The sequence below is a fragment of the Cohnella phaseoli genome, assembly GCF_003386235.1.
Taxonomy (GTDB): Bacteria; Bacillota; Bacilli; order Paenibacillales; family Paenibacillaceae; genus Cohnella; species Cohnella phaseoli.
In genome coordinates, this window is the sequence record NZ_QRDZ01000035.1 from 1 (window position 1) to 17,714 (window position 17,714).

At 45.1% G+C, this 17,714-nt stretch carries 13 protein-coding genes and 2 pseudogenes; 11 read left to right on the top strand and 4 right to left on the bottom strand.

Features of this window, described 5'->3' with window-relative positions:
- The 5 genes and pseudogenes from DFP98_RS39555 to DFP98_RS31425 form a co-directional block, all read left to right on the top strand.
- Positions 1-197, top strand: a pseudogene (locus DFP98_RS39555) (hypothetical protein); the annotation flags it as partial.
- A 433-nt stretch (positions 198-630) separates the two neighbouring features.
- On the top strand, positions 631-966 hold the full coding sequence (locus DFP98_RS31405) for a hypothetical protein (RefSeq protein ID WP_147310309.1): 336 nt from the start codon (positions 631-633) through the stop codon (positions 964-966).
- A 136-nt stretch (positions 967-1,102) separates the two neighbouring features.
- Complete coding sequence (locus DFP98_RS31410; protein ID WP_220377197.1) at positions 1,103-2,200, top strand: endonuclease NucS domain-containing protein; 1,098 nt, start codon at positions 1,103-1,105, stop codon at positions 2,198-2,200.
- A gap of 844 nt (positions 2,201-3,044) precedes the next feature.
- Positions 3,045-3,320, top strand: a complete 276-nt coding sequence (locus DFP98_RS31415) for a hypothetical protein (RefSeq protein WP_116064599.1) — start codon at positions 3,045-3,047, stop codon at positions 3,318-3,320.
- Positions 3,321-4,095: 775 nt separating this feature from the next.
- A pseudogene (locus DFP98_RS31425) lies at positions 4,096-4,410 on the top strand (PD-(D/E)XK nuclease family transposase); the annotation flags it as partial.
- Between the two features lie 82 nt (positions 4,411-4,492).
- On the opposite strand, the gene DFP98_RS31430 reads toward DFP98_RS31425, so the two are convergent.
- Complete coding sequence (locus DFP98_RS31430) at positions 4,493-4,840, bottom strand: hypothetical protein (RefSeq protein ID WP_116064602.1); 348 nt, start codon at positions 4,838-4,840, stop codon at positions 4,493-4,495.
- Between the two features lie 339 nt (positions 4,841-5,179).
- Positions 5,180-6,211, bottom strand: a complete 1,032-nt coding sequence (locus DFP98_RS31435) for an NAD(P)/FAD-dependent oxidoreductase (protein WP_116064603.1) — start codon at positions 6,209-6,211, stop codon at positions 5,180-5,182.
- A gap of 819 nt (positions 6,212-7,030) precedes the next feature.
- On the opposite strand from DFP98_RS31435, the gene DFP98_RS31440 reads away from it, so the two are divergent.
- From DFP98_RS31440 to DFP98_RS31450, 3 genes are all read left to right on the top strand, one after another.
- Positions 7,031-8,344, top strand: a complete 1,314-nt coding sequence (locus DFP98_RS31440; RefSeq protein WP_246016915.1) for an aminoacetone oxidase family FAD-binding enzyme — start codon at positions 7,031-7,033, stop codon at positions 8,342-8,344.
- Positions 8,341-9,648, top strand: coding sequence for a BaiN/RdsA family NAD(P)/FAD-dependent oxidoreductase (locus DFP98_RS31445; protein ID WP_116064604.1), 1,308 nt, complete (start codon positions 8,341-8,343; stop codon positions 9,646-9,648). Before DFP98_RS31440 ends, DFP98_RS31445 begins: the two co-directional genes overlap by 4 nt.
- 190 nt (positions 9,649-9,838) lie before the next feature.
- Positions 9,839-12,625 carry an S-layer homology domain-containing protein gene (locus tag DFP98_RS31450; protein WP_116064605.1) on the top strand — a complete coding sequence of 929 codons (2,787 nt, stop codon included), beginning with the start codon at positions 9,839-9,841 and terminating at the stop codon, positions 12,623-12,625.
- A 106-nt stretch (positions 12,626-12,731) separates the two neighbouring features.
- Here DFP98_RS31450 and DFP98_RS31455 read toward each other — a convergent pair whose 3' ends face one another.
- Positions 12,732-13,340, bottom strand: a complete 609-nt coding sequence (locus tag DFP98_RS31455; RefSeq protein ID WP_116064606.1) for a hypothetical protein — start codon at positions 13,338-13,340, stop codon at positions 12,732-12,734.
- A 302-nt stretch (positions 13,341-13,642) separates the two neighbouring features.
- Here DFP98_RS31455 and DFP98_RS31460 point away from each other — a divergent pair, with 302 nt between their 5' ends.
- Complete coding sequence (locus tag DFP98_RS31460) at positions 13,643-15,013, top strand: YecA family protein (protein ID WP_181918058.1); 1,371 nt, start codon at positions 13,643-13,645, stop codon at positions 15,011-15,013.
- 161 nt (positions 15,014-15,174) lie between these two features.
- On the opposite strand, the gene DFP98_RS31465 is transcribed toward DFP98_RS31460, so the two are convergent.
- The gene (locus tag DFP98_RS31465; protein WP_116064608.1) at positions 15,175-15,648 is read right to left on the bottom strand and encodes a MarR family winged helix-turn-helix transcriptional regulator; all 474 of its coding nucleotides are present in this window, start codon (positions 15,646-15,648) and stop codon (positions 15,175-15,177) included.
- 159 nt (positions 15,649-15,807) lie between these two features.
- On the opposite strand from DFP98_RS31465, the gene DFP98_RS31470 reads away from it, so the two are divergent.
- Together DFP98_RS31470 and DFP98_RS31475 are read left to right on the top strand one after the other, a co-directional pair.
- A complete protein-coding gene (locus DFP98_RS31470) occupies positions 15,808-16,173 on the top strand; it encodes a DoxX family protein (RefSeq protein WP_116064609.1) in 366 nt (121 codons plus the stop codon).
- 135 nt (positions 16,174-16,308) lie between these two features.
- Positions 16,309-17,691, top strand: coding sequence for an MFS transporter (locus tag DFP98_RS31475; RefSeq protein WP_116064610.1), 1,383 nt, complete (start codon positions 16,309-16,311; stop codon positions 17,689-17,691).
- The last annotated feature ends 23 nt before the right edge of the window (positions 17,692-17,714 follow it).

Sequence of the window (17,714 nt, forward strand, 5' to 3'; positions counted from 1 at the left end):
TGGAAAGCTTTTTTGCTACGCTAAAGAAAGAGAAGCTATACAAGATCCACACTGAGCGCTATCCGATGGCCTCTATTAAATCGATCATCTTCAGGCACATCACCGTTTACTACAACAGACGGCGGATCTACATCTCTAATCCAGGGGGCCGGCCCCCAACTATTTATTGCGAAAGAATGCTGTCACAAGCAGCTTAGTAGGGATTTCTGTAATCTGTCACTACACCTGTAGAAGCACATGTGACGTTGTCTTCGGACAGGGATTCGACTCCCCTGGGCTCCACCATCATCAAAGCCAGCCCGCATGAGGCTGGCTTTTTTGCGTGGAGCGAGGGTTAGTCGATTATCCTGACTCCGAAGGAGGACAGTTGGGGGCGTTCCGCGCGCAGGTTTGCAGAGCAAACCGAGCACGGCATCTGATTCTACCGCTAAGAACGTCATCCTCGGGTCAACTTATTCAGCCATTTCAATGGAGAATGGGATACCACCCGAGATGAATTAGAAAAGCGACCCAAGAAACCATCACATAGTAGTCGGTTTCGTTCGGGGAGCAGACCACTGGAATAAGAAATAAGTGATAGAGGATCAACTTCTGCATTGGGTTGAGAGCCCATCGGGTTCGGTGAGTTCAATGTCCAATGACGAGTTTCCAATAGTAGAGGAATTTGATGACATGCAGGGCTACGTGTGGGAAAATATAAGTGGTAGCAGGATTACTGACTTTGCAGACTGGCATTTTCAGATGGATGCTATACTGCAGTTTCATAATTTCGAATTAAAATATAATGAAATAATATCATTAACAGATAATCACAGCCTAATAGACAATCAGAAGCTAACGGTAACGCGAGATCTGAAAGGTGCAAAGGAAATAAGACGGATTTACTACACTAAAGTCGCCACTTATTATTTGGGGATTACTGCAGTTTTTTTATTTCCGATTATTCTGGTCTGGATATCTATTTAATGCTTGATGCTAGAGCGATACCGTAATTATTGGCCTGCCAGATACAACGTAACCAACGATAAGAGGACATAGTAAAGGATTCGGATATGAAAAATCGAACTTATGATTATGAATAGAGAACGAAAATGAGGTGAGTATGTTGGCTATTAAACATGGAATATGGAAAGTTGCTGGTGATGAAGTACGACAAGTAAGGAATGTTACTTTAGATTTAGAAGTCGAGCTTGAAGAAATCATTCAATCCAATTCTGCTATTTTGGATGATAACTGGCTTATCATCGGAAGACAAGTACTGACCGATTTTAATACATACATTGATTTACTTGCAATTGATAATAGCGGATCCATTATCATCATTGAACTAAAAAAGCACAAAACCAATCGGGAAGTTGTTGCACAGGGACTCGACTATGCCTCGTGGATAAAAACTTTGTCAGCAAGTAAAATATCTGCAATATATGAGGCCTATGTGGCTAAGTACTATGAAGAGCAAAATAGTTTAGAGGAAGAATATTATGAAAAGTTTCGCATTAGGCTGGAAGAGGAAAACATTAATAACTCGCATCAGATCGTTATTGTAGCGACTGAATTGGATTCAAGTACGGAAAGAATTGTGGAGTATTTAAGTGATTCTTTAATACCTATAAATGTAATTTTCTTTACCGTTTTTGAAGAGGATTCTACTATATATATCAGTCGTGCATGGATGATTGACCCACAGGAAACTTTAGAAAATGCATCTGCCGTTGTTAAAGATAAGGAGCCTTGGAACGGAGAGTATTATGTGTCTTTCGGTGATGGAATCAATCGAAGTTGGACAGATGCTTTAAGGTATGGCTTTATATCGGGTGGGGGTGGGGAATGGTATTCACGCACACTAAATCAATTATCTATTGGTGATCGTGTATGGGTAAACATTCCGAGAGTTGGCTATGTAGGTGTAGGAACTGTAACCGACACTGCGCAAAAGGCAGATAAAGCTTTTTTTCAAGAAAATGACGAAGAAAAGAATATATATCAACTCAGTAAAAATGCAAATTACTATGAAGAATATTTAGATGACGATGATCATGCAGAGTTTGTTGTTAAAGTGAAGTGGATCAAAGCCGTACTTGCCAATAAAGCTATATCGGAAATTGGATTTTTCGGGAACCAAAACACAGTATGTAAGCCGAGAGCATCCAAATGGGTTCATACCGTTAACCGTTTAAAAGGCATTTGGCAAATAAAATAATCGAATAGATGGATAACCAAGCCCCTTCCTTTTATTGCTCAAGTCCAAGGAACAGGTACCCAACTTTTGGGGGTCCGCATTGGCATCCGCCTGGGGCTAGCTGAAGAAGACAATCAGACTGACCCGAAGAAAATCCGGTGACAGGGAGTCTCTAGGGTGACATCAAATCTGTCACTACACCCATAGAAGCACATATGGCGTTGTCTTCGGGCAGGGGTTCGACATCCCACGCCTCACCATCACGAAAGCCGACCATATGAGGTCGGCTTTCGTGATGGTGAAGAATATTGTGGAGTCGCCCCAGTCCAAAGGAGAGCATTGGGGTTCGATCGCACGGAAGACTGCGAGGTAGTCTGAGCATGCAATTCAATTCTACCTCTATGGTTGTTATCATTGGAGTTGGTTTCTACAGCAGGCTAAATTAGGAATTGATTACTCGCCACCACGATCATGAACACCATCCCCACGAGGAAGGTGTATGTGCATTGCAGTCTCTTTTAAGACCAATTATTAATGATTTAGAATGTACCCTAAGACGTGAACCATGCCAACTTTTTATTTGTCAACATTAGAAGGAAAGGGAATGTTTTTGGCGAAATGTGTCATTGGATAGTTAAAACTCCATCATTCTCCTTATATAGAGATTACCTTTTATACGTGGTTATTGACTCAAGAAAAACCTAGCTGGCAACTTGCTAAAAATGAATTAAGGATTATTTAAACGAATTTGTCCAACTGAGGATTAAGCCTTTTTTATATAGCTATTCCAAGAACATACTTGGAGGCTAGACTAACAGTTAACACAGAATAGGCGAATTCAGAGATGAATTGGAGGAACTGTGTAATGTTCGGTAAAGAGATTGGGAACTATATTCTAGATAATAAAATTGCGTTAATAGTACAAATTATACTGGGTATAATTTTTCTCATTATTCCTTTCATAATTACAGGAAAGAGAAATGGTGAGGCACACGCTTCGATTCAAAATAACACCTCCATTGTACAAGTAAAAGCCATTGTTCAGCAGCTATTGATTTATGTCGACCAACGGTCTCACACTACGATAGTACATCCACCAGCTCCATCTGTGAAAAGCACTAGTAGTGAAAATGATTCTTGAATTTACTGGGTTTTTGGATCAATTGTAGGTGTTATTTTGTATCAGAGATATCATGTTGATATTATGAATTGGTTAACAGTGTATACTGTCATTGTCTTGATAAGTACAATGGTTTTGGTCGCTTTATTATATCGAAAGAATATGTTAGATCGATTAAATCAGCTGTGGTGTGGAACAATGTTGTATTTAGTTGTGATCAATTTTGTGAATATTGCTTTAATGTCAAAACAAGAGTTAACGGTAAGTGGGGACATTTCTTTTCAAATTAAAATTCTTTATTATCTGGAAGGGTTTGTTTTTATATCCTTTCTAAATGTGATCATAATTCTAGTTCAATTACATTTAATATTTTTGAATATGTTTTTAATAAAGCCAGGGAAAATCTCAGCGTTTATTATTAGAAAAACTAGTTTTCTCGTGAACAAGCCCATATGGTGTGTTACATTTATCATCATTGTGTCATCAATATCGCTATTGTTTTCTTCAGGGTATGCATTTGAGTTAGTAGGAAGAATGAATTAGTAAGAGTTTTACGCATGGGCTATCATGGGTAGGTAGTCAGCTTCAACACACTAAAATCTGTTAACCTGTTCACGTGCTCTCGCTTATATCGCCCATGTGCTGGGAAGAGGGACCAACTTTAGTGGGATACGCTGTCACATCTCCGCCTGGGGTGTTCTGAAGAAGACAATCAGGCCGACCTATTAAGAACGGTGTTGCAGGGGGGCTTGATGGGTGACATCAAATCTGTCACTACACCCGTAGAAGCACATGTTACGTTGTCTTCGAACAAGGGTTCGACTCCCCTTGGCTGGAGGTGTTGACGATGAACGAGCCTGTATTGAAGAAAGCGATGGATACATTGGAGTTTCTGAGTCAGGATGCCGAAGCCCGTCGATTGTATGAAGATAGGCAAAAGTATTTGCATGACGAAGCTTCTATGATTGAAGGAGCATTGGCTGAAGGTGAGAAAAGGAAAGCTAGCCAGATGGCTCTCGAGCTTCTCAGACTTGGCGTCGATACAGCGATTATAGCTAAAGCATCCGGGCTGACTGAAGCTGAAATCAGTGCTCTAAAAAGGCAAGATTGAAATGACCAGATTGAAGAGTCAGTCTTTTGGAGACTGGCTCTTTATCTTGTCAACTGCTATGAAACGGCCAGATGATCAAATATTAGTGTCCATATTGTTCTAATTCTTTGAAAAGTTCATCGCCATTTTCTTTTATGCCATCTCTATATTTAGCAGGTATTTTGCTTCCACAACGTGCAAACCAATCATTAAAAACCTGTTTCCATTCTTGTGTTTTTCTTTTTTCTAACAGTAAATTAGCATCTGTAGTATATTTATGAGCTATCATTAGCAACAAGTCGATATTTGCGAGAAGCGGCTGAGCAATACTATCATTTTTCTTCATCCAATCAATTACGCTTTCAATAATCGAAATAGAAAACTTAATATAATCTACTCCAACATATTGAGCCAATTCATTTCCTTCCGGCGCCGTACTGAATATTTTCATTTTGTAACACTTCCTCATCAGAGTCCAAAAACGTCCCTTTTATTTTAAACATTGATTCAAAATTCAGTCTTATACATGCATAAATGTTTCCATGCTTTTCGTTATAATATCTTATAATCCCTATATCCTCAAGATGTAAACGATGTAACTTCGCCTGCATGGCGTAATCTTCGAATAAGGATTTAAATCCCTTCGCCTCCACGAAGAAAGCCCAGACCGCATGAGGGTCTGGGCTTCCTTATGGCTGAAAAGGGTAGACGAAATTGAGAGTGCAGTATGAATGAATTTGGAGAGAGAGCATTAAGACAATATGGCGGTCGTACTTATACGATTCAACGGCTAGTTATTGACGAACTGCTTGTTCAATTCATCAAAACGGGCATTCTCGGTAGAGATTCGGGCCATTTTCGCCGCGTGGGGATCAATGTATTGTTTGGCGCCGTTGACGGCAAGTACAACATCGTTAAATGCTCCGGTAATCAACTTCACTTTTGCTCCATAGCTCACAAAATCGCCAGCCGCAAATATGCCGGGAATTTGCGATTCCATTTTATCGGTGACGGCTAGAATGTCCTTTCCGATACCTAGCCCCCAATCTCTGAGCTTGCCATATTCATAAGTGGCGCCGTGACTGACAATAAGCACATCTGTGTCCAACTGCTCGCGCTGTCCTGTTTCTACGTGGCAGATCGTGACCTTATCGATTGCTTGGCCGTCTTCACTATGAAGCCTCTCTATTTGATAGTGAGTGCGGACGGCAGCAGAAGCTTTCATTCGTGAAATGCTGCGTTCAAGTCCCTTGAACTTATCCGTCCGGTTGACAACCGTCACGCTAGCTGCAATCGGCTCCAATTCATTGGCCCAATCTACAGCCGAATCGCCTCCGCCGGAAATCATGACCCTTTTCCCCCGGAATTCCTCAAGGTTTTCTACGGTGTAATACAGGTTTGAGCTTTCATAGCGCTCGGCCCCTTCGATTTCCAGCTTCCTCACTTTTCGCAGGCCGCCGTATCCAATCGCCATAATAACCGTCTTGGTCCAGTGCCGGTCGCCGGCAGTGGAGGTCAGAAGTAAGGTGCCGTCATCGAGGCGCTCCAGCCCTTCAATTTCCTGACTCAATACAATCGCCGGGTCAAATGTGCGGGCCTGACGAACTAACTGATCCGTCAGCTCCCGCCCCGTAAGAGCGGGTATTCCTCCGACATCCCACACCATCTTATCCAGAAAAAATAACATCGTGCCCCCCAGCTCGCTCTGGGCGTCGATTACTTTTGTCTTCATTTCGCGCATTCCGCTGTAAAAAGCGCCATATAACCCCGCAGGGCCGCCGCCAATAAAGGTTACATCATAAAGTTCCAGGTTCTCAGTCATCGGATACTCTCCTCATTATAATAATTATTTTTGAACTTGCGGTTTCTAAGTCAGCGTAGATACTTGCAAGTGCGGCAGCTCTGGAAGCTGATAATCTTCTAAAAACGGTAGTCGACCACTGCATTGCACCGATTTTCAACGTTATTTCAACGTTATGTCCTACAAGCAGTTAACTAACAGTAGTGTATGTATCGATTCAACGATCATAATCATTATCGATTAGTGGCGAGGGGAATAATAACTACCGATCGTTTGCCCTATACTTATGAAACAAATATATTTACTTAGTATGCTAAGTTAATTTCCAATTGTCAACGATTACGAGCTGCAACCCTTGATTTTGGTCAACTTGTACGATTCTCCCTACAAACTTCCATCGTTTGAGCCCGACTCGAGTTGCTTTGTACGATTTTTCGAACGAACATTCTCATTTCAAGCCTGAACCGAGTAGCTTTGTACGATTTCGAACAAACATTCTCATTTCAAGCCTGATTCGAGCTGCGTTGTACGATTTTTCGACTAACTTGCCTGCGTAAACTTATGTGTGCAAATAGATATATCCGCGTAAAAGTGCAATTTCTAGATAATTGGAGACGTTGCGGGTCATGATTAGGTCTACGGGGGGGATATACACCTCCCACTATCAATTATCTTAAGCAATCCTGTTTATGAGACAGACACAGCCGGAGAAGACCAGTAGCATACGGATCCGCTTCGGTTTTTTATTACATTGGCTCGACGGCAAGCAAAGGGTTATACTTGTACTATAATGTTGAACTAAGGGCATATCGACTACATCTGAAAGAGGAACAAACTTCTATGCATCATAAGTTGTTAATTATCGGTGCAGGGGCTGCGGGACTGGTAGCCGCCGTTACTGCGAAGGACCAAGGCATCGACGCCGCGATTCTAGAGAGAAACGACCGAATTGGGAAAAAAATATTAATGACGGGCGATGGCCGCTGTAATATTACCAATGAATCTACTGCGACGGGGGCAGAGGACGAATTGGCCGCCTTATCGGGCAAGTTCCATAGTAATCAGGCTGGATTTCCAGTGTCAGTACTGAAGCAATTGGGCATCCGTCAAACCATCGATTTCTTCTCTGGGCTCGGGCTTCCGCTCACCAAGTTGAAGGAAGGAATGATGTATCCCATGTCGCTGCAGGCTGCATCGGTATTGGATATTTTTCAGCTTGCGCTGGAGGATCGGGATGTTCCTGTGTACTTCAATACGATAGTGGAGGATGTTATCGTCAGGGCGGAGCATCCGCGTTTTACGGTCGTATGCAAAGTGGTGACGGAGGAAGTAGAGGAGCAGGCGGTTTACACGAGCGACTATTTGTTTCTCTGTACGGGCGGCCTTACCGCTCCGAGTTCGGGAACCGATGGTTCAGGTTATACGCTTGCCGAGCGTTTGGGGCATACCTTGATCGACCCGGTGCCCGCGATTGTGCAGTTGAAGGTGCAATATGCGAATATGAAGCAGTTGTCTGGCATTAAACTGCAGGGCAAAGCTCATATTCAAGTCAACGGGGAAGTCGTTCGCAGCGAATCGGGTGAAATTCATTTCTCGGAATCCGGCTTATCCGGACCTCCCGTTCTCCAGCTAGGCCGGAATGCTGCGTATCATCTCGCGAGAAGAGATGCTGTGTCTGTAATCGTTGATTTGATGCCGGGCCGCACGGAAGAGGAGCTCGTCGATTTTCTAGAGATTCACTGGGGGATCTTCGGACATCGGACGGTTGTGGATTCCTTTATCGGTATCTTTCATAAGAAGCTGGTTCCTGTCTTGCTGAAGGAGGCTGGGATCGACCAGCAGCCTTATCTGCTATGCCAGGACCTGTCGTGGAAGACGAAGAAAAAGTTTTATCGAATCTTGAAGCATTGGGAATTTATAGTGACCGATACGAACGGCTTCGCGAATGCGCATGCGACGGCCGGCGGCATTGATACAACAGAGCTAATCGAAGGAACGTTGGAATCTAAGCTGGTGCCTGGGCTTTATTTGGCTGGCGAGGTGATGGACGTTGACGGGGATTTTGGCGGGTATAACCTGCAATGGGCTTGGAGCTCTGGCTACGTGGCTGCGATAGCGCTCGCTAAACAAATTTCGGAAGGGAAAAACAAGTGAAACAAACTTCTCAGCATCATCAACTCATCATTATCGGCGCCGGCGGTTCCGGTTTAACGGCTGCGGTTACTGCACGGGACTTGGGCATTGATGCCGCGATTATTGAAAGCAACGACCGGATTGGAAAAAAGGTATTAACGACGGGCAATGGGCGCTGTAACATTACGAACGAATCGACTGCAACGGGGACAGATGAAGCGGTGGCTCTGGCTCGTAAATATCACAGTAATCAAGGGGCATTTCCGCTGCCTGTGCTGCAGCAATTCGGGGTCCGGCAAGCGATCGATTTCTTTGCTACGCTTGGGCTGCCGTTGATTAGCTTGGAGGATGGCCGGATGTATCCGATGTCGCTGCAGGCTGCAGCGGTTTTGGAGATTTTTAAGCTTGCGTTAGAGGATAGGAACGTTCCCGTCTATTTCCAAACCAAAGTGCTGGATGTTACCTATTCGCCGAACCATCCGCGCTTTACGCTTCAATGCCAGACAGAGAATGAGGAGCAGGTGGTTTATACCAGCGAATACCTCTTTTTATGTACGGGTGGCCTCACTGCTCCGAAAACAGGAACGGACGGCTCCGGTTATGTGCTTGCCGAGCGTCTGGGACATACGCGAATCTACCCTGTGCCTGGGATTGTGCAGTTGAAGCTGGATTATCCGTATTTAAAGGAACTGTCAGGCATCAAGTTCGAGGGAATGGGACGTATCCTCGTCAGAGATGAAGTCATCCGCAGTGAATATGGCGAAATTCTTTTTACGGACTATGGCATCTCTGGCCCTCCGATTCTCCAGCTAAGCCGAAAGGCTGCCTATCAGCTCGCGAAAGAGGAAGAGGTGATCTTAGCGGTTGATCTGATGTCGGGACGTACCGAGGAGGAGCTCGTAGATTTTCTGGAGACTCACTGGGGGATTTTTGGACATCGGACGGTTGCGGACTCTCTTGCGGGTATTCTAAACAAGAAGCTGATTCCTGTTCTCCTGAAGGAGGCGGGTATCGACGAGCAGTTGCACCTGCTTTGCCAGGATCTGACATGGAAGATGAAGAAGGAGTTTTATCGACTCTTGAAGCGTTGGGAATTTAAAGTGACCGATACGAACGGCTTCACGCATGCGCAGACGACAGCAGGCGGCATCGATACGGAGGAGTTAACAACAGGAACACTCGAATCCAAGCTCGTACCTGGGCTCTATTTGGCTGGCGAAGTGATGGATGTGGATGGGGATTGCGGCGGCTATAACCTGCAGTGGGCCTGGAGCTCCGGTCATGTTGCCGCGAGGGCGCTTGCCAAACATCTTTCCGGTGGCTGAGAAGCGAAAATATAACGAAATAACGGCCTTTGTCCTGAATTCATTCAGACAAAGGTCTTTTTTTGCAGCCGTGAGAGAGGGGGGCCAAGATACTTTTTACAAAACACTTCATCACTTCAGGATGTAAGTTTACAGTTCGCCTCCATACTGGTATCGATACCATACTGCTTTTGGAGAGGATTACGACAATATGAACAGCAAGCTGAAGAAATTATTTTGCACCTCGTTCGCCTTTTTAACACTTGCCCAGAGCGCGGCGATGACGTCTGCAGCAGATTATACGCCCGCAGCTAATTCTACCGGGAGATGGATGTCGGGCGAGTACCATACTCATACCGTACAATCGGCTGATGCTTCCGAGTCTTTTATGAAATTGGAAAATGTACTCGATGCCGCCTTCCGAGAGGATATTGACAACAAGCCAGCCGAAACGGTCACTTCGCTGGTTTACGGCGATCCTTTCGACTATATCGTTCTCGCAGATCATCTGCGCGACTCGCCGCGAGACCCGGATGGCAACAACAAGGCCACTGCGCGTTGGGAGGCGATTAAAGATCAACAGGATAAAATTAAAGCGCTCCAGGCCGCCGGCAAGTATCAAGGCAAATTCATTTACTCCGGCTTTGAATGGGATATGATGGGATTGGATCACGGGTCTGTCGGCATTATCGATTCCATGAGCGATGAAGTGCCCATCGATGCGATTCATCAATTCGTGTGGTTGTACAGCTACGATACGGCTCCAGGCATGTTTCATGCCAATGAGGCCGAGCTTTGGGGACCAAGGCCGGACAAGAATACGTTGAAGCCTGATAAAAATAAAACCCTTGAAGCCATTAACTGGCTGAAAACGAATTATCCGGAGAGCTATGTGCTGCTTAACCATCCGTCCAGACATAACGGCGACAGCTCGGGTGTGGTCACAATCGAAGACATTCGCAAGATGAACGATGCTGCTCCCGACATTGTATTTGGCATGGAAGGGTTGCCGGGCAACCAGATGGCAGCCAGTAAGAACAGAGCGGAATTAGCCGACATCTACGGCGGAGCTGACGTCATGGTCGGCAAGATCGGCGGAATGTGGGATGCTTTGCTTGGCGAAGGCCGCCGCTTCTGGAACTTCACCAATTCCGACTTTCATTTTAAAGTGAGCAGCAATCGAAGTTATTCAAGCGGGTACTGGCCGAGCGAGTATTCGAGAAACATGACTTGGGTCGAGGGTAATACCTTTAAAGACGTCGTAGAGGGGATGCGTTCAGGGAAGTCCTATGCTGTGTATGGCGATCTCATCCATGCGCTTGATTTTAAGGCAAGCGGGAATGGCAATCAGGCTGAGATGGGCGAGAACCTGCAGGTAACCGAAGGGGATCTGACAACGATCAGCATTCGCTTCAAGAGCCCGGAGCGCAACAACTATGCGCCGATTAGCCCTCATCCTACCTCTGTCACAAATGAGGTCAAAGTCGATCATGTCGATCTAATCTCCGGAGAAGTGACCGGCAAGCTTGAAGAAAGTCAATATGCCAGCAACACGACCAATGCCACGACGCAGGTCGTTAAAAGGTTTACGGAAGCCGATTGGGGACAACCGGATGCGGAGGGTTATTACACGGTTTCCTACAAGGTTCCTGCGGACAAAAGCCGTTACTACCGTCTGCGCGGAACGAACCTCGGCACGGATGTTGCAGGCTTTACGGCTAACGGCGAGCCCTTGCAGGATGAATCATTTGATTACAGCGGCAGTGTAACTCCGGAACAGAACGAAGAGCGTTTTAACAATATTAATGATCGCAACTATACAGGTTTGTGGTTTTATTCCAATCCGATCTTTGTTGGTGTGGCTGCATATAGCGACGAGCAGGCCATTGCCGATACGATTGCGAATGTAACGTCAACGCTGGGCGATACGAGTGCGATTGTTGCGAACGTCCCGCTCCCTGCCGAAGGGGTGCATGGCGTCCGAATCGAATGGAAGAGCAGCAACGAGAATGTTATTCGCATCGACAACAACATGGCAATCGTTACACGCCCATCTTCAGGCTCGAGCAATGCCAATGTCACGCTGACTGCAACGGTATCTCGCGGCGACCATAGCCAGGACAAACCGTATACTGTCATCGTAAAAGCTTACCCTTCCGGCGGCACGCCAGGCAACGGTTCATCAGGCGGCGGTGGCGGCAACGCCAGTAAACCGAATGTATCCGTCACTGGCGCTGGAGGAACGGCAGTTGTCGATTCCAATGGCCATGTTACGATAACGCCAGATCAAGGTTATAAGGTTAAAGAGGTTACGATTAATGGTGTATCCAAGGGCGCGCTCACGCAATTGACGGGGGTGAAATCTACCGATCAAGTTGTTGTAACCTTCGAGAAGATTTCGGAACAGCCTGAGAAACCAACCGAGCCGACAAAACCGACAGAGCCGTCTACACCTACATTTAATGATATTTCGAAACATTGGGCGGCTTCATCCATCAACTACGTTGTGGAGCATGCTTTGTTCACCGGAACGGCTGCAAATACATTCAGCCCGGACGCAACGATGACTCGCGGCATGCTGGTCACGATCATGCACCGCTTGGCTGGCAAACCTGAAGCAGGGACCCATCGCTTCCAAGATGTGAAAGCGAATGACTATTACAAAGAGGCAGTCGCTTGGGCCAGCCAGAATAACATCGTGAATGGGATTGATCCAACCCGCTTTGCTCCAAATCAATCGATTACTCGGGAACAGCTTGCGCAGATCCTTTACAAATATGCCAAAGCAAACAAGCTGAATGTCAGCGCGAATCAGTCGCTAGCGGCTTTCACAGATGAGAAAAAAATCTCTAAGTGGGCAGTAGATGCGATGAAATGGACCGTTAGCAACGAATTGCTTTCCGGCAAAGGGAACGGCAGCCTTGATCCCAAAGGTGCGGCATCTCGTGCTGAAGTTGCCACCATCATTCATCGATTTATGGTTAGTTTTAACTTGTAATTCAAAGTAAATTCGAAACGGACGTCCCCCATTAGAATGATCGGTTGGCCAAACCTTGTGTTGGGTCAACCTGACCTATAGGGGGACGTCCGTGGTTATTCCGATATCATTGAGCCATCGGAGTTTTCATATTATCCAGCAGCATTCTTCGTAATCGATTTCTCTTCTGAACTTCTTTCTTACATTGATGCCAGAAGGCTTCAACCTCGTCTACTTTTCGCACATTATTAATATTGAGCCATAAAACCGGCAGATCGTCGCCTTCCCATACAAGTTTTGCTTTATGGAACAGGTCCCCTCTAAAAGTTTTGATCCTAAGACTTTTCCTTCTCCTGTTATAGCTAGCTATTTTATTCATCACATTAATGTTGTAGTAGGTTTCCGTTTCCTTCTCTTCCGAGTAATTGAAATGATCGCCGCAACATTCACAATGGATTTCGATACCGTGCCAGTCCTTGTCAGAGATACTATGTCGGAATTGATAGCGCATCCTGCAATTTGGACATTCTGTCGCTCCGGTTAGTACGTGTTCGAAAGTTGCGATAGTGAAAGAAACTGCCGGGTTCTTTATCGTCATATCCTCTTCAGTCTCTCGTAAGTAAGCAAAGATAATCTTATAGAGTTTGAAGAAGGAGCCGTTCTCAAACGTCCTCTTGGCAAGATTCGCGAATTGTAACACTGCATTATTCACTTCTTCGTTACAGAGCCCATTCATTTTATAGCCTCCTCAATTAAGTTTTGGCTTACACTACCTCTGTTGTCAGCTCGTATAGCAGTTGAACAAAATGCAGTAGATGAAAAAAAGAATGAATACCCTCGTTTCTTATTACTCTAAGTACTTGGTTAATGAAACTTGATTTGGGAATATTGTTCTTCAAAAAACTTCGAGCCATTCAATGGGATCGCGTGATTATGTATGGTGTATACACTAGGTACCTATTTTGATACGCTGGAGGTGACGTATACAGAATGCCGGTAGATCAGAACAGCATAAAAATGACTAGAGGAGTATGGAATATGGTAGGAAGAAACGACCCTTGCCCTTGTGGAAGCGGGAAAAAGTATAAGCAATGCTGTTTGTCGAAGCAGTCTGAAGATCAGGCGGAGCAGGCGAAGGCGCGGGCCTTTTTTGATCAGAAATTCAAATTGACAACAGACTTGTATTCCTTTCTGGCTCAGAAGAATGGTGGAGAGTGGGCTTTTGATTCTCAGAAAATTAAATCCTTCGATTCTGATTTAGGCTCTATTCGAGAAGGGGCCGGAAACGTGTGGGCATTTTTCTTTCGCGAGTATGATAACGGAAAACATGGAATTGACTGGTTTGTGGAAGAAAGAGGCAAGAGGTATTCCATGCAAGAACAGGAAATGCTTGAAAGATGGAGAACAATGAAGATTTCGTGTTTTCAGTTGGTCGATATGTATGAGAAAGGCACGATTATTGAGGACATATGGTCTGGTGAGAGGTATCGAATGCCCTACTGCGAAACGATGGGTAAGCTTCCTCCGTGGTCTGTTGCTGTCGGCATGATTGAGCCGTATTTCGAGGGCTGGTGTATTCATGGGTCTTTCATCTGGAGCCATCCGATTGTTAAATCGGAGGTAATGGCCCGGGTACAGCAACTACAAGAAGAAACTGTGCAGGCTTCCGGAAGGAAGCTGCCGTTGACCGATATCATAGCTGCCAACTACCCTGAAATAATTAGTATGTGCCATAGAATTAATCATAGCAATGACGGTTCTGTTAAGAATCCAAAAGATATGCGGGAGTACATCTATGTAACGCGCGAGTATACTTGTGAGGATCCCGAAATGTTGGCGGATATGTTGTTGGATAAAGAGGATGGTTATATTTTGTCGCCCGGGACCGATCCCGCAGCAGATAAAATCGTGATTTGTCGGGCAGAGAAGCTGGACCATATACTAAATTCCATACCGGTAGATCGTAGAGAACGGATTAGGTTGAATGAGATTCAGCTATCGACTGATCTGGGAAATATTACGATGCATAAGCAAAATGTAACTGTTTCCGGGTGGGAGAACAGCGAACTGTTGGCAACATTGGATCTGTTGGAATCGAAGTGGGCTTTAACTGTCGGTCTGACTCGAATCGATGAACGAAGAGAAGCTCATCAATACCCCCAAGAGGTGATTATTAATAGATTTAATATAGTCACAGACAAGAAGCTCTCCCAGCAGGAGGTTTTTGCATATAGCTGTCTCCCCCAACTCTTGCAAACGATTCAGAAGGAGCAGAAGAAATACCCTATGAAGAGTATCGAAATGCTCGTAAGGAAAAAGGAATATGAGCAATATCGCGTCAATCCGAATATGTCGGCTTTGAATCTTTTGCGCATAGCGCTGGGGTTGCCTGAGAGTCCGTTTGCATGAGTTTATGGATTTTTTCTATATTAGGCTTTATTAATCAATTGATGATCGATGGGTGTTGTGCGTGCATCTATCTCCTTCCAATGCCAGGAGATAGATGCTTCCTTTTTTCCTCGACATTTAGCTTCGATAGGAGTTGTTCGCGCTCTTGAACTAATCTCCCGTCATCTTGCGGATTCTTCGCAAAAATCAGAAATGGTTTTGTTATTGGTGATTTGAATGAGAAGGTCGAAAAAATGCTTCCGCTGTTCTGCCGAAAGGTTCTCCAGCACGCTGTCTGCGATTTTATCCTGGTAAGCAAGCGCCTGCTCAATAGTGGACTGAGCAAGCTCTGTAAGCTCGATTAGCGTAGCTCGCCGGTCAGTGGGGTCGGGAAGACGAATGAGAAGTTTGTCTTGTTCAAGTGCGTCGACAAAATCGGTAACGGTGCGCGCTTTAATCCCTAATTTAACAGCTAGCTCATTCATGCGAATTTTGCCGGCTTCGGCAACGGTGGAAAGGAGACGTAACCTAGGACCCGTGAGGTGGTAAGGTGTGTTAAGGGCTGCCAGCTGAGCCTGAAACTCCGTTCTAATGTAGGTGGATGATCTCATTAATACGTGGATGACGTCGATCGCCTTGGGTTGATCCGAGTTCATGTGCGGAATACCTCCTTGACATTCTAAACTTATTTTTATATTCTCAATTTCATGAGTATAATTAATATGTGTGAACTCTTAGTGAGTTACCTCTCTTTATTGTGCTCCGGCTTGTGAATGAACAACAAGGTTTTGAAAAGACAATAAGGAGGGTTTTACATGGATATTGTAGCCATAGTCCTGCAATGTTTATTGGCTTTCGCTTTTTTCTTCTCGGGAGTTTCTAAAATTGCAGGAGCCAAAATGCAAGTTGATACTTTTATGCACTTAGGATTGCCCCAATGGTTCAGAGTTGCAACGGGTTTTATCGCTTTGGCAGGCGTTGTCGGTTTGATTATTGGTTTTTGGAACGAGGGAATACTTGCGACCGCTGCATTATGGCTTGCTTGCATTATGCTTGGAGCGGTATTGTTCCATATTCGTTCTAAAGATCCAATAGCTAAAATATTTCCGGCGGCCATGCTTATGATTTTAACGCTAGCTCTTGCAGGTCTTCATTTTTCTGCGCTGACCGATATTATGTAAAGCCTATTCTATAGACTAATCGGTTCAAAGTAAATTATATAACTTGACACGCATCCATATAATGAGTATCCTCAGTACATAAAAATACAGAGGATGCTCATTATATTTTACTGAGATAGAGAAGAGGTTCGAACTATGACGAACAACGCAGCTTCACAACATGCGGATAAGTTGCTATCCATCCTTGTCGTTACGTTAATATTCTCGGTTATGAACGGTACAATGTTCAATGTTGCTCTGCCTGAGATTGGTAAAGAGTTTAACCTCGTTCCTTCGCAAGTGAGTTGGATTATGACCAGCTATATGGTCGTATACGCGATAGGATCCATTATTATGGGGAAATTGGCGGATAAATATCGATTGAAGGATTTGCTGACATATGGGTTGTTTATTTTCGCAATCGGTTCATTAATCGGTCTGCTTGCTAATGAGTTTTGGCTTATTATTTTGGGCCGTGTTATCCAAGCTGCCGGCGCTTCCGTGCTTCCTGCTACGGCTATGATTATTCCGGTCCGTTATTTTGCTCCAGAGAAGAGGGGACGCGCGCTCGGAACTTCGGCGGTCGGGCTGGCACTCGGTAATGCATTGGGGCCTGTCGCTGCAGGGTTAATCACCAGCTTTGGAAGCTGGAGACTGATGTTCGTCCTTTCCTTGCTTCCGTTAGTAATGCTTCCTTTCTTTCGAAAATATTTAGACAACGTGAAAGGAAAGGCCGGAAGTATTGATGCCCTTGGCGGCGGGTTGCTCGCTGTGGCGGTCGCAGTCTTCTTGCTAGCAATCACACAGATGCAAGTGTGGCTGTTCCTCGGAGGACTTGTCACGCTGGCCTTCTTCGTTCTCCGGATTCGGAAGGCCGAGGAACCCTTTATTAAACCGTCTTTGTTCCGTAACAAAACCTATTCGATGGGGTTAACGCTTGCTTTTGCGACCACTGCAATGAGCTTTAGTATGGTATTCCTGACACCGCAGTTTTTAGCGGCAGTGAATGGTTTGTCCCCTGCGAATATTGGTTTCGTGTTAGTTCCGGCTGCCATTGCTTCGGCCATCATGGGACGCAAGGGCGGGCGGCTGGCGGACGACCGCGGCAATTTTGCCCTTGTTTTTGTCGCTTCAATATTATTATTTCTTGCTTTTTCCCTGCTATCTACCTTTATTGGGGGATCGGCATATCTCATCGCCATTATTTTGATACTGGGGAATGTAGGTCAGACTTTCATGCAGATTGCGATGTCCAATACGATTTCGCGGACGCTGTCCAAAGAGGAGACAGGCGTGGGCATGGGATTACTCTCCATGATCAATTTTATCTCTGGCGCGATGGCCATGAGTGTGGTCGGGAAAATATTGGATAAGGGCGCTGTGTCCGTACAGTTTAATCCTGTGATTACGAATGAAGCCGGCCATGTATACAGCAATATTTTTGTCGTCATGTCTCTGTTAATCATTGCTGTAGTTATTTTGTATCGTTATCAGTTTGGGGCGGGGGCTTCGAGCATTGCTAACCCCGATTACAAATAAAACAACTCTTGACGATTATGGTA